Source organism: Rhodococcus sp. PSi06, assembly GCF_054960675.1.
The window spans coordinates 264683-287090 of record NZ_JBHNYO010000003.1 but is presented as its reverse complement, the minus strand read 5'-3'; the positions used below and the strand labels follow the sequence as shown (position 1 = coordinate 287090).

General features: G+C 64.7%; 25 protein-coding genes. 12 read left to right on the top strand and 13 right to left on the bottom strand.

Annotation, left to right across the window (positions count from 1 at the left end; translation table 11 throughout):
* The first annotated feature begins 3 nt into the window (after positions 1-3).
* Complete coding sequence (locus ACFI9K_RS06070) at positions 4-702, top strand: FadR/GntR family transcriptional regulator (RefSeq protein WP_462662675.1); 699 nt, start codon at positions 4-6, stop codon at positions 700-702.
* A gap of 1 nt (position 703) precedes the next feature.
* On the opposite strand, the gene ACFI9K_RS06065 is transcribed toward ACFI9K_RS06070, so the two are convergent.
* The 3 genes from ACFI9K_RS06065 to ACFI9K_RS06055 form a co-directional block, all read right to left on the bottom strand.
* On the bottom strand, positions 704-1558 hold the full coding sequence (locus tag ACFI9K_RS06065; protein WP_032403554.1) for a TIGR02569 family protein: 855 nt from the start codon (positions 1556-1558) through the stop codon (positions 704-706).
* Positions 1559-1616: 58 nt separating this feature from the next.
* Positions 1617-2783 carry an adenylyltransferase/sulfurtransferase MoeZ gene (gene moeZ, locus ACFI9K_RS06060; protein WP_462662674.1) on the bottom strand — a complete coding sequence of 389 codons (1167 nt, stop codon included), beginning with the start codon at positions 2781-2783 and terminating at the stop codon, positions 1617-1619.
* Between the two features lie 92 nt (positions 2784-2875).
* Entirely contained in the window at positions 2876-3955 is a 1080-nt protein-coding gene (locus ACFI9K_RS06055) for a DUF3152 domain-containing protein (protein WP_462662673.1), read from the bottom strand.
* Positions 3956-4255: 300 nt separating this feature from the next.
* On the opposite strand from ACFI9K_RS06055, the gene ACFI9K_RS06050 reads away from it, so the two are divergent.
* Positions 4256-4909, top strand: a complete 654-nt coding sequence (locus tag ACFI9K_RS06050) for a TetR/AcrR family transcriptional regulator (RefSeq protein WP_032378141.1) — start codon at positions 4256-4258, stop codon at positions 4907-4909.
* 75 nt (positions 4910-4984) lie between these two features.
* On the opposite strand, the gene ACFI9K_RS06045 is transcribed toward ACFI9K_RS06050, so the two are convergent.
* Complete coding sequence (locus ACFI9K_RS06045) at positions 4985-5212, bottom strand: DUF3107 domain-containing protein (protein ID WP_222093023.1); 228 nt, start codon at positions 5210-5212, stop codon at positions 4985-4987.
* Between the two features lie 130 nt (positions 5213-5342).
* The gene (locus tag ACFI9K_RS06040; protein WP_462662672.1) at positions 5343-6062 is read right to left on the bottom strand and encodes a ferritin-like fold-containing protein; all 720 of its coding nucleotides are present in this window, start codon (positions 6060-6062) and stop codon (positions 5343-5345) included.
* Between the two features lie 303 nt (positions 6063-6365).
* Between ACFI9K_RS06040 and ACFI9K_RS06035 the strand changes: the two genes are divergently transcribed.
* Together ACFI9K_RS06035 and ACFI9K_RS06030 are read left to right on the top strand one after the other, a co-directional pair.
* On the top strand, positions 6366-8033 hold the full coding sequence (locus ACFI9K_RS06035) for a DEAD/DEAH box helicase (protein WP_462662671.1): 1668 nt from the start codon (positions 6366-6368) through the stop codon (positions 8031-8033).
* A 9-nt stretch (positions 8034-8042) separates the two neighbouring features.
* A complete protein-coding gene (locus tag ACFI9K_RS06030; RefSeq protein ID WP_462662670.1) occupies positions 8043-9296 on the top strand; it encodes an Rv3212 family protein in 1254 nt (417 codons plus the stop codon).
* A gap of 24 nt (positions 9297-9320) precedes the next feature.
* Here ACFI9K_RS06030 and ACFI9K_RS06025 read toward each other — a convergent pair whose 3' ends face one another.
* A complete protein-coding gene (locus ACFI9K_RS06025) occupies positions 9321-10115 on the bottom strand; it encodes an AAA family ATPase (protein WP_222093019.1) in 795 nt (264 codons plus the stop codon).
* A gap of 59 nt (positions 10116-10174) precedes the next feature.
* Positions 10175-11641: a DHA2 family efflux MFS transporter permease subunit gene (locus tag ACFI9K_RS06020; protein WP_462662669.1), complete on the bottom strand. Its 1467-nt coding sequence runs from the start codon at positions 11639-11641 to the stop codon at positions 10175-10177.
* A gap of 197 nt (positions 11642-11838) precedes the next feature.
* On the opposite strand from ACFI9K_RS06020, the gene ACFI9K_RS06015 reads away from it, so the two are divergent.
* The gene (locus tag ACFI9K_RS06015) at positions 11839-12480 is read left to right on the top strand and encodes an acid phosphatase (protein WP_462662668.1); all 642 of its coding nucleotides are present in this window, start codon (positions 11839-11841) and stop codon (positions 12478-12480) included.
* Positions 12477-12953, top strand: a complete 477-nt coding sequence (locus tag ACFI9K_RS06010) for an N-acetyltransferase family protein (protein ID WP_462662667.1) — start codon at positions 12477-12479, stop codon at positions 12951-12953. Before ACFI9K_RS06015 ends, ACFI9K_RS06010 begins: the two co-directional genes overlap by 4 nt.
* Before the next feature lie 10 nt (positions 12954-12963).
* Here the strand turns inward: ACFI9K_RS06010 and ACFI9K_RS06005 are convergent, their stop codons facing one another.
* Positions 12964-13395 (bottom strand): hypothetical protein, encoded by a 432-nt coding sequence (locus ACFI9K_RS06005; RefSeq protein WP_462662666.1) that lies wholly within the window; start codon positions 13393-13395, stop codon positions 12964-12966.
* A 131-nt stretch (positions 13396-13526) separates the two neighbouring features.
* Between ACFI9K_RS06005 and ACFI9K_RS06000 the strand changes: the two genes are divergently transcribed.
* A complete protein-coding gene (locus tag ACFI9K_RS06000; protein ID WP_462662665.1) occupies positions 13527-14480 on the top strand; it encodes a diacylglycerol/lipid kinase family protein in 954 nt (317 codons plus the stop codon).
* A 265-nt stretch (positions 14481-14745) separates the two neighbouring features.
* Positions 14746-15000, top strand: coding sequence for a WhiB family transcriptional regulator (locus tag ACFI9K_RS05995; RefSeq protein WP_032366305.1), 255 nt, complete (start codon positions 14746-14748; stop codon positions 14998-15000).
* A gap of 110 nt (positions 15001-15110) precedes the next feature.
* On the opposite strand, the gene ACFI9K_RS05990 is transcribed toward ACFI9K_RS05995, so the two are convergent.
* Positions 15111-16589, bottom strand: a complete 1479-nt coding sequence (locus ACFI9K_RS05990; protein ID WP_462662664.1) for a sensor histidine kinase — start codon at positions 16587-16589, stop codon at positions 15111-15113.
* 21 nt (positions 16590-16610) lie between these two features.
* Positions 16611-16826, bottom strand: coding sequence for a biotin/lipoyl-binding carrier protein (locus tag ACFI9K_RS05985; RefSeq protein WP_222093012.1), 216 nt, complete (start codon positions 16824-16826; stop codon positions 16611-16613).
* 119 nt (positions 16827-16945) lie between these two features.
* On the opposite strand from ACFI9K_RS05985, the gene ACFI9K_RS05980 reads away from it, so the two are divergent.
* Complete coding sequence (locus ACFI9K_RS05980; protein WP_370878772.1) at positions 16946-17020, top strand: 50S ribosomal protein bL37; 75 nt, start codon at positions 16946-16948, stop codon at positions 17018-17020.
* Between the two features lie 85 nt (positions 17021-17105).
* Here ACFI9K_RS05980 and rsrA read toward each other — a convergent pair whose 3' ends face one another.
* Both rsrA and ACFI9K_RS05970 read right to left on the bottom strand, forming a co-directional pair.
* Positions 17106-17402: a mycothiol system anti-sigma-R factor gene (gene rsrA / locus ACFI9K_RS05975; RefSeq protein WP_462662663.1), complete on the bottom strand. Its 297-nt coding sequence runs from the start codon at positions 17400-17402 to the stop codon at positions 17106-17108.
* Positions 17399-18124 carry a sigma-70 family RNA polymerase sigma factor gene (locus tag ACFI9K_RS05970; RefSeq protein ID WP_462662746.1) on the bottom strand — a complete coding sequence of 242 codons (726 nt, stop codon included), beginning with the start codon at positions 18122-18124 and terminating at the stop codon, positions 17399-17401. The genes rsrA and ACFI9K_RS05970 overlap by 4 nt, the downstream gene beginning before the upstream one ends.
* Before the next feature lie 153 nt (positions 18125-18277).
* Here ACFI9K_RS05970 and ybaK point away from each other — a divergent pair, with 153 nt between their 5' ends.
* Genes ybaK through rsgA form a run of 3 tightly spaced genes read left to right on the top strand, consistent with a single transcriptional unit; the run spans position 18278 to position 21078 of the window.
* Positions 18278-18769, top strand: a complete 492-nt coding sequence (gene ybaK, locus ACFI9K_RS05965) for a Cys-tRNA(Pro) deacylase (protein WP_462662662.1) — start codon at positions 18278-18280, stop codon at positions 18767-18769.
* Positions 18770-18775: 6 nt separating this feature from the next.
* Positions 18776-20092 carry a 3-phosphoshikimate 1-carboxyvinyltransferase gene (gene aroA / locus ACFI9K_RS05960; RefSeq protein ID WP_462662661.1) on the top strand — a complete coding sequence of 439 codons (1317 nt, stop codon included), beginning with the start codon at positions 18776-18778 and terminating at the stop codon, positions 20090-20092.
* Positions 20044-21078 carry a ribosome small subunit-dependent GTPase A gene (gene rsgA, locus ACFI9K_RS05955; RefSeq protein ID WP_462662660.1) on the top strand — a complete coding sequence of 345 codons (1035 nt, stop codon included), beginning with the start codon at positions 20044-20046 and terminating at the stop codon, positions 21076-21078. The genes aroA and rsgA overlap by 49 nt, the downstream gene beginning before the upstream one ends.
* 56 nt (positions 21079-21134) lie before the next feature.
* Here the strand turns inward: rsgA and ACFI9K_RS05950 are convergent, their stop codons facing one another.
* Positions 21135-22385 carry a fatty acid desaturase family protein gene (locus ACFI9K_RS05950; RefSeq protein ID WP_462662659.1) on the bottom strand — a complete coding sequence of 417 codons (1251 nt, stop codon included), beginning with the start codon at positions 22383-22385 and terminating at the stop codon, positions 21135-21137.
* Between the last annotated feature and the right edge of the window lie 23 nt (positions 22386-22408).

Sequence of the window (22408 nt, the reverse complement as noted above, 5' to 3'; positions counted from 1 at the left end):
CACGTGCGGCAGGTCCAGCGATCGAGCCTGATCACCCAGGTCACAGCTCAATTACGCGACGAGATCACGTCGCAACGATGGCCGGTGGGCACTCGTATACCCACCGAGCCGGAACTGTGTGAGATCACCGGCACCGGGCGTAATACGGTTCGCGAGGCGGTCCAAGCACTTGTCCACGCCGGCATGGTGGAACGCAGACAGGGCTCGGGGACGTTCGTCATGACCTGCTCGGATCTCGGCGGAACCCTGGGCAAGTACTTCTCCGACGCCCGGCACCGAGACGTCACCGAGCTCCGCGAGACCCTCGAGGTCACTGCGGCCGCGCTCGCCGCGGACCGTCGCGACGACGAGGACATCCGGGTCATGCTGGGCGCGCTCGAGGATCGCAACGTGGCATGGACCGACGAGACTCCCGTGGTCGATGCCGTTCGGATCGACGCACGCCTGCATCGCGCCATCGTCGCGGCCAGTCACAACGCGATCTATCTCGAGTTCTACGACTCGCTGCTTCCGGTCATCCACGAGGCCATGAGAGACCATTTCCTCGATCACGACGACGATTACGTCGTTGAGCACACCGCTCTGGTCGACGCCGTCATCGACGGCGATGCAGCTCGCGCGGCGGATGCCGCCCGATCGCTGTTCCACGAGCTGTCCGAAACCGATACTCGTGCAGCGGAAACAGCGGCTCGCGCCACGTGAATCACAGAATGAGGCGCACCAGATCTGCGGTTCGAGCCAAACCGGGAAACGCTTCCGACGTCGACCTCGGATGAAGTGCGTGAACGGCAAGTCGAAACATCAACGCGCGCAACAACATCTGCGGCCACTCGGGTAGATCGTCCCAGCGACCCACCAATCCGTCATCGGCGTCGCCCCAGGACAGCGCATCCACCACCGCCACCCCGGCGGCCCATGGCGCGGGACGCCAGTACGGGGTGATGTCGCTGATTCCGGGCGCATCGCTGCCCGAGAACAACACCGTCCCGAACAGATCTCCGTGCACCAGCTGATCCGGCGACTCGACAGGCTTACGCAGTGTCGCAAGCTGTTTGACCAACTCGAGGCTGCTCTTGCCGTCACTGGACGACGGCTCGGGTGCACCTGCGCCACGCGCCGAACGCAGTGGCACGGCCTCCCACGCCGCCCTGTCGGCCGCGACGAACACGTCCACATCCGCCCACGGTGCCACGGGCGGCTGAACCAGGAACCGTGGGCGCTCGAGCTGCGCCGTCGCCGAGTGCAGACGTAGCGACAACGACACCACCTCGTCGTGTCGGGGCTCGGGTTCGCCGGCGACGAACGTGTCTGCGCGCCAGCCCGACACGACGTACCGACCGTCGGTGGAACGCACCGGGCGAGCGAGCCGAACCCCGTCCACCGTCAATGTCTCGCGCACCTTCGCCGACCACGCCGCGCGGGCGTGATCCGCTACCGGCGAGAGTACGACGTCGCCCAGACGCCACCCTCCGTCCCAGTCCGCGCCGAGCGGTGCCGGCTCCACATCGCGCAGCCCGAACGTAGAGATCACGTGCTGAGGGGGTTCGACAGAGCTCACGGAGGCCACGCTACCGCCGATCGGTGCACCCCCGCGGACGGCGCGCACACGCACCGCGTCAGTAGATGGGCAAACCGGGCTCGATCTGCTTGGCCCACTCCACTATTCCGCCTTGCAGATGGGACGCACCGGTGAAACCGGCACCGACCACAGCATCGAGGACTTCCGCGGACCTGATGCCGGTTTTGCAGTAGAGCACGATCGGTACGTGCTGCGGCAACTCGGCCATGGCTGCCCCGGAGAGAATTCGATCCTTCGGAATCAAGCGCGCGCCGTCGATCCGAACGATGTCCCACTCGACCGGTTCACGTACGTCGATCAGAGCGACCTCGCGCCCGGACTCCAGCATTGCGCGCAGCTGTACCGGGGTAATTTCTTCGCCGGCAGATTCGACAGCCGGGACAACTCCACAGAACTCCTCGTAGTCGATCAGCTCCGTGATCGGCGTCCGATGGGGATCGCGGGTCAATCGCACGGTTCGATAGCTCATCGCCAGTGCGTCGTAGATCATCAATCGACCCAATAGCGTCTCGCCGATTCCGGTGATCAACTTGATGGCCTCGGTCACCATGACCGAACCGATCGATGCACACAGCACTCCCAGCACGCCGCCTTCGGCACAGGACGGCACCATGCCCGGCGGCGGAGCCTCGGGGTAGAGGTCCCGATAGTTGATGCCCACTCCCCCCGGTGCGCCATCCCAGAACACCGATACCTGGCCCTCGAATCGGTAGATCGAACCCCACACGTACGGAATGCCGACGAGGGCGGCCGCATCGTTGACGAGGTAGCGGGTGGCGAAGTTGTCGGTGCCGTCGAGAACGAGATCGTAGTGAGAAAACAACCCGAGCGCGTTCGAGGAATCCAGCCGAACCCGGTGCAACCGCACCTCGACGCCGTCGTTGAGTTCGAGAATCGAATCCCTGGCACTCTCGGCTTTGGGACGGCCCACATCGGACCGACCGTGGATGATCTGGCGTTGCAGATTGGACAGTTCGACGTCGTCGAATTCCACGATTCCCAGGGTTCCGATGCCCGCGGCCGCGAGGTAGAGCAGTGCCGGTGAGCCCAATCCCCCGGCACCCACGACGAGGACACGTGCATTACGCAAGCGCTTCTGTCCGTCGGTGCCCACGCTCGGGATGATCAGATGACGGCTGTACCGCGCGACGTCCTCGGGCGTCAGCTCGCCCGCGGGTTCGACCAGCGGAGGTAGATGGACCACGACGCAGCGACGCTCCTCGACTCGGCACGGCGACGGTGAATCCGGTCGCCACCTTCGAATCTAATCGCAGGGCCCGACCGTGGCCCAGCCGGTCACGCCCGCGGGTAGGGCCAGGGATTGAAGCGACAGGTCTTCCCGTCCATGGGAACGACGCCCTCGGGATCCAGCCGCGCGATGTCGTCGTTGGATGTGCCGAACGTCTGTTGCATCATCACCGGTGCCAGACCCCCGTCGGCCTCGCACGGCTGGTGCTGCTGGTAGCCGATCGCGTGGCCCACCTCGTGGTTGATCTGGTACTGACGGTACGAGCCGATGTCGCCTTGGAAAGAGATCGCCCCGCGAACCCAACGCGGCTCGTTCAGGACGACACGCTCGATGCCCGGGTTGTAGCACGAGACCTCGAGTTGGATGTCGTAACCGCACGCCTGCCGGATCGACATCTGCGACGTCAGCGAGATTCTGAAGTCGGGATCGCCCTGATCGATGCGCCGAAATGCGAACCGCGGGTCGTTCGTCCAGCTCTTGGGATTTGCGAGGGTCTGGTCCACCAGTCGACCGAACGACTCGTCGCCGCCGAATCCGACGGTATCGACGCCGTCCTCGACCTCGACCGTGTACGTGAACACCCGCTCGGTCCCTTGGCCCACCTGTTCGGTGGAGCCTGCCACCGTGTGCCACGTTCCAGCACCCTGAACCGCGAAAGGACCGCCGTCCGGCAGTTCCCCCGAGGAGATGGACGACGCGAAGTTCCCGTCCGCCTGCGGCGGCACACCGATGACGCCGGTACCCGACGTGGTGTCGGTGCTCAACGTGCCGAACCCGGGATCTGCTGTGGTGGACTGCGCGGCAGTGCCGGTGACCGGGTCGCCGGTGCGCACGGCGTCGAACACGACCAGCGCAGTGACCACGATCAGGATCGGCACGGCGTACGCCCGCCAGCCGTACGTCGAGGCGAACTTTCCGATCTTGCTCTGCTTACGGACGTCGCGTTCGGGTCGACGGTTACGTTGCTTGACTTCACGTTGCGTCGGATCCCACTGCGCCCGTAGCGGTTGATGTGAACCGCGACTGCCCACGGTGCGTGGGTAATCGTCCGACCGATCGTCGTACTCTTCGTCGACGCCGCCCGACTGCACACCACCGCGGATACGCGGCCCGCCTCGGTCAGTCACTCGATCACGATCTCACAATCCTCACCACCCGCTGCTCGGCACGCCGACAACGAGATCGGAACTATCGGGTTCTCGGTACGGAAACATCGTACAAACAAACCGCCCGACGTGATCCGGCTTCGACGCATTTCTCTGCCTGTCCCCCAGGATCCCAACGGTGCCGGAGCCCACGCGTATCGTTGCCCGTGATCTGCGCTACGAGTGATCCGAGCCGATGGCCACCCGCCGGAAGTTCGAGACGGACCACTCGCTGTCGAACCAAGACGAGCGCAGTTGTCGACGCGGATGGGAACGGACCAGATGACAGATCTCGACGACCGAAGGTCCTCGGACCGGCCGGCCACCACCGGCAATCGACGCAGCGCGCGGCTTCCGCGCGATGCCCGTCGGGCGCAGTTGCTCGCCGCTGCGAGCGAGATATTCGTGACCCGCGGATATCACGCGTCCGGAATGGACGAGATCGCCGAATGTGCTGGTGTCAGCAAGCCGGTCCTCTACCAGCACTTTCCCGGAAAACTCGAGCTGTATCTGGCGGTGCTGCAGAGCTACGTCGACACGTTGATCGCAGGTGTCCGTCAGGCCCTCCGCTCCACCACGGACAACCGGCAACGCGTACGTGCGGCAGTTCTCGCGTTCTACGACTTCGTCGACACCGACACTCAGGGCTTCCGCCTGGTGTTCGAATCGGATCTGATGGGTGATCCGCAGGTCAACTCCCGCGTCGAACAGGCCACCGAGGCATGCGTCGACGCCGTGTTCGACCTCGTGGCGCACGACTCCGGACTCGATCCCTACCGCGCCCGTGTGCTTGCCGTCGGCCTGGTCGGAGCGAGCCAGTTCACCGCCCGTTACTGGCTCGAGGCCGACCGGCCGATATCCAAGGAAGATGCCGTGGACACCACGGTGTCGCTGGCGTGGGGCGGTCTGTCTCACGTTCCGCTGCAGGCCCCGTAGCGTCCACTGCTCCTCGAACGCCACACGCCCCTCACTCGGATCGAGTGAGGGGCGTGTGCTGCGTTCGCAGACCGGCTAGGTCGTCGCGAATCCGACCTTACGAGAATCGGACGGACCGATCTCGACGTACGACACCTTGGCGGCCTGGATCAAGAACTTGCGTCCCTTCTCGTCTTCCAACGACAGCACGCCGTCCTTACCGGCGAACGCGGTCGACACGAGCGCTTCGACCTCGGCCGGGGACTGCGTGCTGTTCACGACGAGTTCACGGGAACTCTCCGAAACACCGATCTTGACCTCCACGGTCAACCTCCGAACTCTCGACAACTCTGCTCACGCCAGGCTAGTGCAGCGGGGTGGGCCCAGCCGCCCGACGCCCTGTGCTGTCAGCGAACACAGCCCTGTGCTGTCGGCGAACACGTCCGGCGAGCGGTCAATCCAGGCCGAGGGAGGACATTCGTTCCGAGTGCTGTTCCTGCATGCGATCGAACAGTGCGACGACTCCGTTGAGGTCACCCGAGGCGGTGATGACGAGATCGGTCAACGACTCGCGTTGCGCGAGCACGAACTGAGCCTGAGTGATGGCTTCCCCGAGCAGGCGGCGACCCCACAACATCAGTCTCGCCTTGTCCTGCGCACTCGCCCGGACGCGCTCCGACACTTCGTGCACCACGAACTCCGAGTGCCCTGTCTCGGCCAGTACGTCACGCACGATGTCTGCGACCACAGGGTCCAGGCTGTGCGCGATCTGCCGGTAGAAATCTGCGGCGATGCCGTCGCCCACGTAGGCCTTGACCAGGGACTCCAACCACGTCGACGGGGTGGTCGAGGCGTGGTACTCGTCCAGCGCGCGCACGAACGGGGACATCGAGGCGTAGACGTCGAGACCGCGGTCCGACAGTGCGCGCTCGAGCGTCTCGAAATGACTCATCTCCGCTGCCGCCATGCTGGCCAACGCGACGCGTCCCTCCATCGACGGGGCCATCCGGGCATCCTCGGCCAACCGATAGAACGCCGAGATCTCGCCGTAGGCGAGGACCGCGAACAGATCCGGAACCCCGGGGTGATCGTGCGCGATGGCCGGTTCGGCCGACTCCGCGAGCGTGGTGGATGCAACTACGGACGACGACGGCTCCGGCGAGTGGGCTCCCATGGGTGGCAATCGTAGTCCCGCGCGCGACGCCTCGCCGCGGCGTGCGGCGTAGCCGTCGTGACCGGCCGACGATGGAGAATTCGGTTCGGCAAGCTACCATGGTGCTCGATCGTCGCTCGCGGACCGATGGAACGGACCGAAGAACACGCGATGGTCATCGATAATGTGTGCGCACCTGATCCGGGTCGCCTCGACAGCTTCGCCGCAGCGGACATCGCAGTCCGTGGCCGCGCTGAGGCTGACGGCGACATCACATCGGATTGAGGGCATCGACTTCGGCCGGCAATAGGCCTGTGCCCTTCCTTGTGCGCGCGTTCGAATACGAGGAAGGCCAGTCCCCTGAGCAAGATAGTCGTAGACCAAGAATCCGAGACCGGTGACACCACGTTGTCGGCGCAGTTGGACGACACGCACGTACCCCCGACGTTCGCGGAACTGAACGTCGATGCGGCAATCGTTCGCGCTCTCTCGGAAATGGGAATCGAGCGCACGTTCGCCATCCAGGAGTTGACGCTGCCGCTCGCCATCGCGGGCGACGACCTCATCGGTCAGGCGCGGACCGGCATGGGCAAGACCTTCGGCTTCGGTGTCCCACTGCTGCACCGGCTAGCCACGGAGAACTCCGGCACCACGCCGCTCGACGGCACGCCCCGTGCCCTGATCATCGTGCCGACCCGCGAATTGTGCGTCCAGGTCAGCTCCGACCTCGAGAACGCCTCGAAGTACCTCAGCGGTGCCAACGGTCCCGTCAAGGTGCTCTCCATCTACGGCGGACGCCCGTACGAGGCTCAGATCAGCGCACTGCAGAGCGGGGTCGACGTCGTCGTCGGAACTCCCGGTCGACTGCTCGATCTCGCCAAGCAGAATCACCTGATCCTCGGCAAGGTCGGCGTGCTGGTTCTCGACGAAGCCGACGAGATGCTCGACCTCGGGTTCCTGCCCGACATCGAACGCATCCTGGGCATGGTCCCCGACAAGCGTCAGACGATGCTGTTCTCCGCCACGATGCCCGGCCCGATCATCACCCTCGCTCGCACGTTCCTGACGCAGCCGACGCACATCCGGGCCGAGGAAGCGGAATCGTCCGCCGTCCACGACCGCACCGCCCAGCACGTCTACCGAGCGCACGCACTCGACAAGGTCGAGATGGTCGCCAAGGTACTCAAGGCCGAGGGTCGCGGCGCGACGATGGTGTTCACTCGCACCAAGCGCACCGCCCAGAAGGTCGCCGACGAGCTTGCCGAGCGCGGCTACTCGGTCGGTGCCGTGCACGGTGACCTCGGTCAGGTCCAGCGCGAGAAGGCTCTCAAGGCGTTCCGCACCGGCAAGATCGACGTCCTCGTCGCCACCGATGTCGCAGCACGCGGAATCGATATCGACGACGTCACCCACGTCATCAACTACCAGTGCCCCGAGGACGAGAAGACCTACGTGCACCGCATCGGTCGTACCGGCCGTGCCGGACGCACCGGCATCGCAGTCACTCTGGTCGACTGGGACGACATCCCCCGCTGGCAGCTGATCGACAAGGCACTCGATCTCGGAATGCCGGATCCGGTCGAGACCTACTCGAGCTCGCCGCACCTGTTCACCGACCTCGGTATCGCCGCCGACGCCACTGGCACTGTGCGAAAAGCACCGTCGCGCGCCCCGGAGAAGACAGAGCAAGACGGCGAGACGGACGCGGCAGCGTCTTCTTCGGCCGACGCGTCGTCGACGCCGACCAAGCCGCGTCGCTCACGCAGTCGCCGTCGCACACGTGCGGGGCAGGACGGCGACAAGGCCGCGAGCTCCACCACGACGGCCGGCGATTCCGCCGCCGATACGACTTCGGTTGCCGGACAGGCGGACACGTCCGATACGGCGTCGGCCGACACGGCCACCAAGACGGCTCCACGCCGCCGCAGGCGTCGCCGCTCCAGCGGATCCTCGGCCGATTCCGGACCGTCGACTGCGAGCGCGTCGGAGTAGTCTTCCTTCGTGTTGGCTCCCGAACGTCGGACGAGAACCGACCTCGTCGTTGCCGCCGTCATCGCAGTGGTGGTGGTCGTGGCCGCGAGCATCGCCTGGTTGACCGGCGATGCCCGCGGCACCACGTCGATCCAGGCGGCCGAGCCATTGCCTGCGCCCGAGCCGGCAGCGTCGGTGCCCACAACTCTCACCGAATTGTGGCGCGCGCCGAGCTCGGCAACGGATTCGACGCGCACCACTGCTCCCGTCGTCGCCGGATCCACCGTGGTGACCGCCGACGGTGGTGCCGTCCTCGGGCGCGATCCGCGCTCGGGTGAGCAATCCTGGTCGTACACTCGCGATCTCCCGCTGTGCTCGGTGGTCTCGGCATGGAACACCGCGGTCGCGGTATACCGCGACGATCGCGGTTGCTCCCAGGTAACCGAACTCGACGGATCCACCGGGCAGCGCACGGCGCAACGCAGCTCCGACGCCGATGACGCAGTTCGTCTGTCGTCCGACGGCACCTACGTGACGTCGCGGGGCGACGCCCGCATGGAGTTGTGGCGATCGGACATGGTGCGCACGCTCGAGTACGGGCGGGTGGACGCCCCCGTCAACCCGGGTAGTCAGCCGAGAACGGGGTGTTCCCTGTTGTCCTCGGCCTCGTCGAACTCGCGGACGGCCGTGCTGGAGCAGTGCCCGGGCGAACCGGCTGCCCGCTTATCTCTGATGAACTCTGCTCCCAAGGACGCGAGTGAACCCGAGGAGTACGGGTCGACAGTGGTTCCCGAACTCGTCTCCGGGCCCGACTCCGACACCGCCGGACGCATTGTTGCCGTCACCGGAAGCGTTGTCGCACTGTATCTTCCAGCCGTGAACGGCTCGCCCGACCGCATCGGACTCTACGACGACACAGCGTCACGGATCTCCGAATTCGACCTGGCTTCCACCCTCTCCCTTGGGCCGGAATCACCGAATTCGCCTGCGGTCAAAGCAGGCTCGGTGTTCACCTGGTTCACCGGCGCCGGGTTGCAGGCGCTCGACTCAACCGGCTTGTCTCCGGTGTGGTCCATCCCCGGCGCACTCGGCAGCGGAGCCGTCATGGCCGGCCGACTGCTCGTTCCCGTGCCCGACGGTATCGCGGTGGTCGATCTTGCCACCGGGATGTCGAACAGCGAAATACCCGTCGACCGGGGCGATTACGACGGTCCGGTGCAGATGTCGGTGATCGGCGATGTGATCGTGGAGCAACGAGGCGAGAACGTCGTCGCTCTGGGCTGAGCGAGCCGTCGTACGAAGCAGGCGTTACACGGCCGGATCGTACGTCTTCAGCTCGGCTCCGTCGTTCCAGTGCGCCAGTAGATTCTCGGCGAGTTCTCGATACGCCTGCGCGCCCTTGTTCTTTCGCCCGGACAACACCGTCGCTCCCGACGCGCTGGCCTCGGCGAAGCGCACGGTCCGCGGGATCGGCGGTGCGAGCACCGGGAGCGAGTACCGGTCGGAGACGTCCCCGAGCACATCCCTGCTGTGAGTGGTTCGAGCATCGAACAGAGTGGGGAGGGCACCGAGCAGCGTCAGGTCGGGGTTGGTGATCTGCTGGACCTCGGACACTGTTCGCAACAGCTGCCCCACTCCCCGATGGGCGAGGGTTTCGCACTGAAGAGGCACCAACACCGACTGTGCGGCCGTGAGCCCGTTGAGAGTCAACACTCCCAGTGACGGCGGACAATCGATGACGACGACATCGAAGTCGTCGAGTATGGGAGCGAGCGCGCGCTTGAGTGCGAATTCGCGACCCGCGCGCATCAGCAGCAATGCTTCGGCACCGGCGAGATCGATCGTCGCCGGCAGCAGGACGATTCCCTCCGCCGTTTCGATCAGGACGTCCTCCACCGTGGCGTCCCCGGTCAAGACCTCGTGCACCGAGGAGTCCAGCTTGTCGGGGTTGTGCCCCAAGGAGAACGTCAGGCAGCCCTGCGGGTCGAGGTCGACCACGAGGACGCGTCGGTCGAGCGCGTGCAGCGCCGCGGCGAGAGAGGCCACCGTGGTGGTCTTGGCGACGCCGCCCTTCTGATTCGCTACCGCGAGAATTGTCGTCACGGCATTGATCCTTGCTTACATTTTGCCGATGAGCGAGAGTTCGGCACCTCTCGGCCGCGTCAGTGCAGAACGACCGGTGTCGCCGCGCCCTCGCTCACATGCTTGGTACGGGGCAGGAAGAACGCCGGAACGAACGTCGCGACGATGAGAACCAGAGCAACCATGAACGTGGTTCCGAAGGCCCTGGCCGAGATGTCGAACGCCTCGGCCTGGTTTGTCGCGGTCAGTGCGGGCTTTTGCTGGGCTGTCAGCACCACCGACATCAGAGCCGTACCGATCGAGCCGGCGGCTTGCTGGACGATGTTCATCAAGGTGGAGCCGCGAGCGACGGTTTCGTTGGTCAACGTCTGCAGAGCGGCCGTCATGATCGGCATCATGGTCGAACCGAGGCCGAGACCCATCACGAACAACGCACCGATCAACAACATGTAGGACGTGCTGGTGCCCACCTGAGTGAACACCGCCATACCGGCGGTGATGAGCACCATTCCCGCGAGCACGATTCTGCCCGGACCGGTCTTGTCGGCGATCACGCCCGCGATCGGCATCGCGATCATCGCGCCGATGCCCTGAGGAGCGAGCAGAAGCCCGGCCGACAGAGTCGATTCGCCGCGCAGCAGGAAGTAGCTCGGGAACAACAGGCCTGCGCCCATGAAGGCCACCATGAACAGCGTGGTGGTGATCACGGCTACGGACAACGATCGGTTCTGGAACAGTCGCAAATCGATCAGCGGGTGTTCCACCCGGAGTGCGTGGAAGACGAACAGGACGATCAACACCAGGCCGACGAGAACCGGAGCCAAGACCTTCACGGCAAGCACGGTCTCGGTTTCGACGACCGACGATGCGCCGTAGAGAAACAGCGCCAATCCGGGCGAAAGCATCAGCATGCCCCGGAAGTCGAAGGATTCGGACGGCGTCGGGTTGTCCTTGGGGAAGATGGCCACGGCGGCAACCAGAGCAAGGACGCCGATCGGCAGGTTGATGAGGAAGATCCAGTGCCAGCTCGCCGCCTCGATCAGCCAGCCGCCGAGGATGGGGCCGGCGATGGGACCGATGAGCATCGGGACACCCAGTACGGCCATCACCCGACCGATACGTTCGGGACCTGCAGCGCGCGTCATGATCGTCATTCCCAACGGCATCAGCATGCCGCCGCCGAGGCCCTGCAGCACTCGGAACACGATCAGCGAGGTGATGTCCCACGCGAAGCTGCACAGCACCGAACCGAGCACGAACAGCACGAGCGCGGTGATGTAGAGGCGCTTGGTTCCGAATCGATCGGCAGCCCACCCGGTCAGAGGGATGACGGTTGCGAGCGCGAGCGTGTAGCCGGTCATTGTCCACGCAGCATTGGCATACGTGGTGTCGAACACGTCGGTGAATGTCCGGAGCGCGACACTGACGACGGTGACATCGAGGATGGACATGATCGCGCCGAGGACCACGACACCGGCGATCTTCAGCAGCGCTCCGTCGAGCTTCTGCGGTGCATCGGTCGCCGCGGGCTTGCTCAGGTCGGTCATTGTTCTCCAGATCGGTGATCGAAAGCCACGAGGCCCATCGAGGCCGCGAGCAGGGATTCGCAGCGGTGGTGCGCGCGGCGGGTGAACAGTCAAGTGAGGTTAACCGCCCGGTATGCCTGTGCTCAATGGAATTTTCGGACACATATCCAGGGCACCTATGACAAAGGCCACATCACGGCTGCAGGCATGATCGTTCCATGACCACACACGGCGGCATCGAGGCAGGCAGAGTCGTCCTGCTCCGGCATGGGGAGACCGAATGGGCCCTGGCCGGCAAGCACACCGGACGGACCGACGTCCCTCTCACGGAAGTCGGCGAACAACAGGCGGTCGACACCGGCTCGCTGCTGCAGCTGCTGAAGTTGCGCGATCCACTGGTGATCTCGAGTCCTCGGGAGCGTGCCCGCAGAACCGCCGAACTGGCAGGCCTGCACGTCGACCGAACGTGGGATGCGTTGGCGGAGTGGGACTACGGAGACTACGAGGGGATCACGTCGACACAGATCCACGAGACGGTTCCGCATTGGACCGTGTGGACGCATCCGTGCCCGGGCGGCGAATCGATCGGTGACATCACGGTGCGGGTGGAACTCGTACTCTCGGTCGTCCTCCCGTTGCTGGCCGACCGTGACGTCGTACTGGTGGGTCACGGGCATTTCTCCCGCGCACTCGTCGCCGGCTGGACCGAGGCACCGATCTCCGAGGGCAAGCGGTTCGCCCTCTCGCCGGCCGCGTACTCACTACTCGGGTTCGAGCATTCGTTCCGCCAGCTCGTCGCGCACAACGTCCATCCCTCGATCCTGACCGCAGCGTCCACTCCCAGGAAGGGCAGTCGATGATCCGGCGCGCCACCGAGGCCGATGTACCGGCCATCACCAGCCTGGTTCACGAACTGGCTGCATACGAGAAGTCGTCGTCACTGTGCACCGTTCGAGACGAGCATCTTCGTTCTGCTCTGTTCGGTACCCATCCGTCGGTGTTCGCTCACGTCGCCGAACAGGACGGGGTGGTGGTGGGGTGCGCGCTGTGGTTCCTGAACTTCTCCACGTGGGACGGCGTCAACGGGATCTATCTGGAGGATTTCTACGTCCGGCCCACCGCCCGCGGTGGAGGCCTCGGTACAGCGTTGCTCGCCGCGTTGGCGGCCGAGTGCGTGACCCACGGATACACGCGGTTGACCTGGTCGGTTCTGGACTGGAACACCCCGTCGATCGGCTTCTACCGATCGTTGGGCGCGCAGGCACAGGACGAATGGACCACGTTCCGGTTGACCGACGCTGCACTGGCCGAATTGGCCGCAACGGCCCGGTGACGAAGCCGGTTCAGCCGAGATCGTCGTCGACGTCGCTGTATTCGGCTGCCATCCAGCGCGACGACGGCGGGCTGAACAGCAGCGCGAGGACAGCGATCACCACGATGCCGAGCACGATGCCGTAGACGGTCTGGTGCGATCCGGTCAACAGCGACCAGACGACCGGCAGCAACAACAACTGCACGACGGTGGCGATGGCTCTACCCCACCGTTTGCCGATCGCGAGCGCAACGCCCGCAGTTCCGACTCCGACCCCCAAGACGCCGAACCATCCAGCGGTTCCGTAGCCGTTGGCGACCGTACTGTCGCCCTCGCCGGAGAACGCCCGGACGAGCAGGACGAATGCGGCGATCAACGACACTGCGCCCTGGGCCGCGACGAGGACCCCGGCAGATCGAAAGGTGGCCGGCGGAGTGATGTTCTCGGGTGAGGAGGTGGGCACGGGCCCAGCCTAGGCAATCCGGGAGTGGAGCCTGCGGAACGACCTACTCCTGTAGCCAGTGGAGCCTGCGGAATGACCTACCCTCCACGGCGAGTGGAGCCTGCGGAACGGCCCCGATAGTGTGGCTTCTCGTGCGTGCGCTGCTGATCGTGAACCCCAATGCGACTTCCACGACGGCTGCGGCTCGGGATTTGCTGGCCCACGCGTTGTCGAGTCGGGTTCGGGTGACCGTCGCGCAGACCACTCATCGCGACCATGCGTCGGAACTCGCACGCAGCGCCCGTGAGGACGGTATGGGCCTGGTGATCGTGCACGGGGGTGACGGCACGGTCAACGAGGTGATCAACGGCTTGCTCGGGGTGCCGTTGCCGACCTCGATGCAGGCGGTGACGATCGGTGCCATCCCGCCGATCGCTGTGGTTCCCGGTGGCAGTGCGAATGTGTTCGCGCGTTCTCTCGGAATCGAGTCGGACCCGGTTGCGGCGACCAATCAGTTGATCGGTCTGTTGGATGCGCGGGCGCGGCGGACCGTCGGCCTGGGTCATTGCGACAATCGGTGGTTCACATTCAATGCGGGGATGGGGTTGGACGCCGAGGTGTGCCGGGCGATCGACGCGAGCCGCAAAGATGGAACACCGGTATCGGCCACGCGGTATCTCCGATTCTCGGTACAGGAGTTCTTCAAGCACAAGCGTCGTCCGGCCCGGTTGACGGTGGAGGTCCCTGGGCGCGATCCGTACGAGGATGTGCACTATGCGTTCGTGTCGAACTCGAGTCCGTGGACGTTCTTGAACGATCGCCCGGTGCATACCAATCCGGGGACCGGGTTCGATTCGGGTCTCGGCGTGTTCGCGATGCGCTCGACGGCGTTGTTCCCCACGCTGCGGGTGTCTCGTCAATTGCTGGCCAAAGGTGCCGAACCGAAGTCTCGCAAGTTGATTCGGGTCGACGATGTTCCGAGCGTTCGAATCTCGTCCAGCGAACCGATGGGGCTCCAGATGGATGGGGACTATCTGGGTGAACGTACGGAAGCGGAGTTCTTCTCGACTCCCGATGCACTGGAAGTTGTCGCGCCGATCACGTGAGACATGCCGTGACCTGCACGCGCTGATACCGAAGGCACACTTTCCTGCGTAATCACGAGCGAAAGCTGCCGAGTCGGGGTACAAAGGAGCACAGAAGGCTAAAGCGAGCCTAACAGAGTGAGCTTGACCACGGTCACGCGCGTATCCCTTGACTTCACCTGAGTTCGTGAAAGCATTCACAAGCAACAGTGCGGAAACATTGGTTACCCACTCGTGAACAGAAGAGAAACGAAACGGCGCTTCGGCGCCCGGTAAGGAGCAGAGGATGGACTGGCGCCACAAGGCAATTTGTCGCGATGAAGATCCGGAACTATTTTTCCCGGTGGGAAACAGTGGTCCGGCGCTCGCGCAGATCGCCGATGCCAAAGTCGTCTGTACTCGGTGCCCCGTCACCGCTGAATGCCTGTCCTGGGCACTCGAATCCGGCCAGGACGCAGGAGTATGGGGCGCAATGAGTGAAGACGAGCGTCGTGCACTCAAGCGACGCAACGCACGTACGCGCGCACGCAGCTCCGTCTAGGACGCACTGCACTACAACGTAGGAAGCCCGGTGATCGCACGAGCGGTCGCCGGGCTTTTTCGTGTTCGGTGGCGGTCGACAAACGTAACGAGCTGTTCATCGAACATCCCTCAGGGTCTCGGCACGCGCCGTCCCAGCGGAACCCTGAGCATCGCGTCCGTACCCCCGCCCGCCGCGGGATGAAGGCCGAGCGACCCGTTCAACTCCACCGAAACCAGAGTGCGAACGATCTGCAGTCCGAGCCCGTCCGATCGCTCCAGCGAGAACCCGCTCGGCAGTCCGCGGCCGTCGTCGTGGATCACCACGTCCAGCCATTTCGCAGAGCGGTCGGCGCTGATGCGCACGATCCCGGCGGAGCCGGCCTCGAAACCGTGCTCCATCGCGTTCTGCACCAGTTCGGTCAACACCATCACCAGTGGGGTGGCTCGCTCTGCCGAGAAGACACCGAGTTTTCCTTCACGTGCCACCCGGACCCGAGGATTGACCGTTGCGATGTCGAGCATGATCGGCACCAGGCGGTCCACGATCTCGTCGAGGTCGACCTCCTCGTCCACCGACATCGACAACATCTCGTGCACCACAGCGATCGACGTCACCCGACGGACCGATTCCGCCAGCGCAGTGCGTGCTTCTTCGTTCTCCACTCGGCGAGACTGCAGCCGGAGTAGGGCTGCGACGGTCTGCAGATTGTTCTTCACTCGATGATGGATCTCGCGAATGGTCGCATCCTTGCTGAGCAGGGCGCGATCACGTCGTTTCACCTCGGTCACATCGCGGACGAGCACCGCGGCACCTGCCGAGCGACCACGAGGCTGAAGCGCAAGAGTGCGCACGAGGACGGTGGCTCCACGAGCGTCGACCTCCATACGATGGCCCACGTTGCCGCTGAGCGACGACCGGATGTGGTCGGCAACCTCTTGCGAGTCGAACGGGTCGGTCACCAGCGACCGAGTGACCGACGCAAGGTCGCGACCGGACAATTCCGTCGTCAAGCCCATCCGGTGGTAGGCCGACAGTGCGTTGGGGCTCGCGTAGTCGACGCGGCCTTCGGTGTCCACGCGGATGAACCCGTCACCCGCCCGAGGAGACGAGTTCACGTCGGTGCGCTCCTCCGGTGTGGGAAACGTTCCCTCGCTGATCATCAGACACAGATCATCTGCGCATTCCCGGTAGGCCACCTCGAGCGCACTGGGCGGTCGAAGCTGAGCCGGGTTGGTGTCGCGTGTCAGTACCGCGATCACGTGTTCACCGCAGCGCACCGGGATGCTCTCGGTACGCGTCGGAACACCGCCCCGCACGATCGTCTGCTGCTGCAGTGCGGTCATCACATCCGGATGCTCGGACTCCGAGATCACGGTGCCCACGATGTCGTGTGTGAACACCGTCGGCGCTGTGGTCGGCCGGCACTGCGCCACGCACAGCACGTCCGCCGTTCCGCTGGACACGTCGTCCGTACCGACCCACAGCAGCACATCCGCGAAGGACAGGTCGGCCAACAACTGCCATTCCCCTACGACCCGTTGCAGATGGTCCACCGCACTGCCGGGAAGGTCGGTGTGTTCGGCCAGCAGGTCACTGAGGGTCGACACGAGAACTCACCCGGCCGCGAGTCAGGAAACGACGGCGATGAGGTCGCCCTGTTGAATCACGTCGCCGACGGCCACATCGACGGACGTGACTGTGCCGGCCGTCTCGGCCAACACCGGGATTTCCATCTTCATCGACTCCAGGATCACCAGGGTGTCGCCCACTTCGACCGCGTCGCCTCGGTTCACGACCACCTGAAACACCGTGGACACCATCTCCGCGCGAACATCCTCGGACATCGGCGAACCCCTCTCTCACGTCACCACGAACTGCGCTGGACATCCACCGGAGACCAGGCCCGTCACAGTAAGCCAATCACACGTGGGAGACTGTACTGAACAAACGAGAGGAGCCCACCATGGGAAAGCGTGGACGTAAGAAGCGTGCTCGTAAGGGCAACAAGGCCAACCACGGCAAACGTCCGAACAGCTGACGGTTTGCCACAAGCCACGAGGGGCCGAGAAGCGCATGCTTCTCGGCCCCTCGTCGTATGTGGGTCGTCGTTGTCGGGTGGTCGACTACTCGGAGTCGACCTGCCTGGTGAGCACCGTGCGGCGGATCTCGACACTGAGCCGTTCACGAAGGCCGGCCGGTGCCTGATCCCCGCCACACTTGCGGGAGATGAGTCGTTTGACCTTCTCCTCGATCCCGTAGGCCTCGAAGCACGACCCGCACTCGTCGATGTGCTTCTGCAGGCGCGTGCGGCTGGCCTCGTCGCACTCGTTGTCGAGCATGATCCATACGTCCGCTATGACCGCCGAGCAGTCGAGTCGCTCGAACTGCTCGTCTCCGTCTGTGCTGCCGGTGCCCGTCACTGGACTACCTCCTGCTCGTGCCGGTCGACTGCGCCGTCCCGGTTGAATCCGCGCTCCCGTGCCACGTCGGCGAGCAAACCGCGAAGCTGTTTGCGTCCTCGATGCAGACGCGACATCACCGTTCCGATGGGAGTTCCCATGATCTCGGCGATCTCCTTGTACGGAAAACCCTCGACGTCGGCGTAGTACACGGCCATCCGAAACTCTTCGGGAAGCGATTGCAACGCGGCCTTGATGTCGTCGTCCGGCAACGCGTCCAGAGCTTCCACCTCGGCGGAACGCAATCCTGTCGACGTGTGCTCGGCCGTTGCGGCGAGCTGCCAGTCGCTGATCTCGTCCGTGGGGTACTGCGCAGGCTGACGCTGCTTCTTACGGTAGGAGTTGATGTAGGTGTTGGTCAGAATGCGGTACAGCCACGCCTTGAGATTGGTGCCCTCTCGGAAGGAGCGGAAGGCCGAGTAGGCCTTGACGTACGTCTCCTGAACCAAATCCTCGGCATCGGCGGGGTTACGCGTCATTCGTAGTGCGGCACCGTAGAGCTGGTCGAGCATCGGCAATGCATCGCGCTCGAAACGCTCGGTCAACCGATCCGGGGTCTCGGCTGCCCTCTGCTCCGCGATCGCCTTCTCGTCCTCGTCTGCAGTTGCCGCTGCGGCGGGAGTCCTGGCTTCTGTCACGCTGATCCCTTCGGTGGCTTCAGCCCAGGCTACCGCGTGCGACATCGACTTCTGCGAGGAGATCACCTCCCTGACGGCCAAGGGGTGGCCTGCGGTCAGCACTGCCATTCGTCATTCCTTCCGCCTGCGTTCGTATCTGGAACTACTCAACACGGCTCACCCTCACCCTGTTCCCGACCGGTCGCTAGAGTCCCGTGGATGGCTGCGTCCACCCCCGGTATTGCCCTGCTCGACGCCCGGAAGGTGACGTACGAGGTGCACTCGTACGAGCACGACCCCCACACACAGTCGTACGGCGAGGAGGCGGCCCGGATACTCGTCGACCGTCTGGGGATAACACCCGAGCGAGTGTTCAAGACCCTGATCGTCGAACGCGCCGACAGGTCGCTGGCCGTCGCCGTGGTTCCCGTCACGACGATGCTCTCGCTCAAGGCCGCGGCGACCGCTCTGTCCACCAGAAGGATTGCACTGGCCGACAGGGCTGCGGCGGAACGTTCCTCGGGCTACGTCTTCGGTGGAATTTCGCCTCTCGGCCAACGCAAAGCTCTTCCCACCGCCATCGACGACTCTGCTCTGACGTTCGAGACGATTCTGTGCAGCGCAGGCCGCCGTGGCCTGGAAATCGAACTCGCCCCAGCCGACCTCGTTCGGCTCACCCGCGCCACAACCGCTCCCATCGCCGCGCGCTGATCACGAATGAGCGAAGATGGACGCGTGAGCAATTGGACAGCACCCGCCGCAGCCGCACCCGTCGATGCGACAGTCACCCTGCCCGGATCGAAATCCATCACCAATCGCGCACTGATCATCGCCTCCCTCGCATCCGGCCCGTCGACGATCGTCGGTGCCCTTCGCAGCCGTGACACCGACCTCATGATCGACGCTCTGAGGACTCTGGGCATCGAGATCACGGCCGCCGCCGACGACGGGACCAGATTGCGAGTCACCCCGGCACCGCTACACGGTGGATCGGTGGAGTGTGGGCTGGCAGGTACCGTCATGCGCTTCGTGCCGCCTCTCGCTGCCCTCGCCGATGGCGAAGTGTCGTTCGACGGCGACGAGCAAGCACGCATCCGCCCACTCGACACGATCCTCGATGCCCTGCGCGCCGTCGGTGCCGAGATCACGGGCAGCGCGCTTCCGTTCACGATGCGTGGCACGGGGGCGCTGCGCGGCGGAACCGTCGAGATAGACGCCTCGGGATCCTCGCAGTTCGTGTCCGGGCTGATGCTCTCGGCTGCGGCTTTCGACGAGGGCATCGAGATCCATCACACCGGTAAGCCCGTTCCGTCCATGCCGCACATCGACATGACCGTGGAGATGTTGAGGCGAGCCGGAGTGCGCGTGGACACTCCCGAAACCGGCGGCGACGCGAACACCTGGCGAGTGCATCCGGGTCCGATCACACCGATCGAGTGGGTCATCGAGCCGGATCTGTCCAATGCCACCCCGTTCCTGGCTGCTGCGGCAGTCACGAAAGGCGTAGTGCGCGTTCCGAATTGGCCGCAGTCGACCACCCAGCCCGGTGACGCGATCCGCGAGATCCTCGCACTGATGGGCGCTCGGGTCGATCTGACCGGCGCCACCCTGACGGTGGAGGGCCCGGACACGTTGCGCGGCATAGATTTCGATCTCCACGACGTCGGCGAGCTGACACCGACGGTCGCGGCCCTTGCAGCCCTCGCGGAGGGACCGTCCATTCTCCGAGGTATCGCCCACCTGCGTGGCCACGAGACCGACCGACTCGCGGCGCTCACCACCGAGATAGTCCGGCTCGGTGGGCGTGCAGTGGAAACCGACGACGGCATCAGAATCGACCCGGCACCGCTGCACGGCGGCAGCTGGCGCGCCTACGCCGACCACCGAATGGCCACGGCCGGCGCCATCGTCGGATTACGCGTACCCGGCGTCGAGGTCGACGACATCGGAACCACCGCCAAGACCCTTCCGGACTTCGAAAAGCTGTGGGCCGCAATGCTGGCCACCACCACACCGAGCGAGGTCGGCTCCTGACCGCCCGTCGTTACGACGAATCCGACGTCCGTATTCGACCGGGCAAGAGTTCTCGTCCGCGCACCAAGACTCGACCCGAACACAACGACGCCGAAGCAGGAATGGTCGTCTCGGTAGACCGCGGCCGGTGGGGGTGCGTACTGGGCGGCGACCCGAATCGACCGGTGGTGACGATGCGGGCCCGCGAACTGGGCCGAACCCCCATCGTGGTCGGAGACGAGGTCGACATCGTGGGCGACCTGTCGGGCAAGGTCGACACCCTGGCTCGCATCGTGCGCGTGGCCGAACGTCGTACGGTACTGCGGCGCACTGCGGACGACACCGACCCGTTCGAGCGAGTGGTGGTGGCCAATGCGGACAGATTGCTCATCGTTGCCGCGCTCGCAGACCCGCCGCCACGCACCGGATTCGTCGAACGGGCGCTGGTTGCCGCGTACGTCGGTGGCCTCGAACCCGTGCTGTGCCTGACCAAGAGCGACTTGGCCGCCCCCGAAGAATTCACCGCCGCATTCGCCGATCTCGATGTCCCTGTGGTGCTGGCAGGCCAGTCCGAGGACCTCACCGAGTTGACCGCGATGCTGGCCAACGACGTGACCGCCCTCATCGGACATTCGGGCGTCGGAAAGTCCACGCTCGTCAACAGATTGGTGCCCGACGCCTATCGCGCCACCGGGGTGGTCTCGGGCGTCGGAAAGGGCCGTCACACGTCCACGCAGTCGGTGGCACTACCGCTGCCGGGCGGCGGCTGGGTAGTGGACACACCGGGTATTCGGTCGTTCGGACTGGCGCACATCTCCCCCGAGAACGTCGTTGCCGCGTTTTCCGATCTGGCCGACACGATCGAAGACTGCCCCCGTGGGTGCACCCACCTCGGTCCTCCGGCCGACCCCGAGTGTGCGCTCGACTCACTCACCGGAGACGCAGCTCGACGCGTCGCGGCCGTGCGCCTCCTTCTCGAAGCCGTTCGAACGAACGAAGCCTGGTAGCACTCGGCTCTCTGACGGAGTCGACTGCGACCAGGCTTGCTCGTGAACGAAGGTGGCTAGGCGGCGGAACCGACCAGTTTGCGAATCCCCTTGCGTTTCTTGGTTTCTGCAATTGCGGTGCGCAGACCGCGACGCTTGCCCGTGTCGGGATCGACGGTGAACAGGCCGGCGGGAGCGTCGGCCCACTTGCGCTCCGACGCGGTCTCGGGGGCGTCGTCGCTCGTTGCCTTCAAGTACTTGTTGGGCAGCGACAGCTTCGCGATGGTGCGCCAGGACAGGAAGTACTGGTGCACGATGGAACCGGTCGTGTACGGCAGGTCGTACTTCTCGGCGAGCTCGAGAACCCGAACCTTGATCTCACGCAGTCGATTACTGGGGAGGTCGGGGAACAGATGGTGCTCGATCTGGTAGCACAGGTTTCCGCTCATGAATTCCATGACCGGTCCGGCGTTGAAGTTCGCGCTGCCGAGCATCTGACGCAGGTACCACTGCCCCTGCGTCTCGCCTTCCATGTCGGACTTGGTGAACTTCTCCGCACCGTCCGGGAAGTGACCACAGAAGATCACCGTGTTCGTCCACACGTTGCGGATCATGTTGGCAACGATGTTCGCCGTCAGCGTGGACTTCCATGCCGGGCCGGTGAGGAGCGGGTGCAGGACGTAGTCCTTGCCCACCTGCTTGCCGACCTTCTCGAGCACCTCCCGACGCTTCTGCTCGAACTCCTCGCGCGGCACGCGGCCCTTGGCAACCTTGCCCAGTTCGAGGTGCTGCAGAGCCACGCCGTACTCGAAGAACAGCTGCAACAGCAGGTTGTACACCGGATTGCCGAGGTTGAACGGCTTCCAGCGCTGGTCTCGGGTGACCCGCAGCAGGCCGTAGCCCACGTCGTCGTCCATGCCCAGCACGTTGGTGTACTTGTGGTGAATGTAGTTGTGCGTCTGCTTCCAGTGCGCCGACGGACCCGTGTTGTCCCACTCCCACGACGTGGAGTGGATCTCCGGATCGTTCATCCAGTCCCACTGGCCGTGCATCACATTGTGGCCGAGTTCCATGTTCTCGATGATCTTGGCGACCCCGAGCATGGCAGTACCGGCCAACCACGCCGGACGGCGGCGGCTGGCGAACAACACAGCTCTACCGCCGATGTCGAGGGAACGCTGCAAGCGGATCGCGTTCTTGACGTACCGGGCGTCGCGTTCGCCGCGGGACGCCTCGATGTCTCGCCGAATCGCGTCGAGCTCGTTGCCCAGCGCTTCGATGTCAGCGTCGGTCAGGTGCGCGTACTCTTTGACGTCCGTAATCGCCATGGGAAACAACCTCCTGGCAGTCG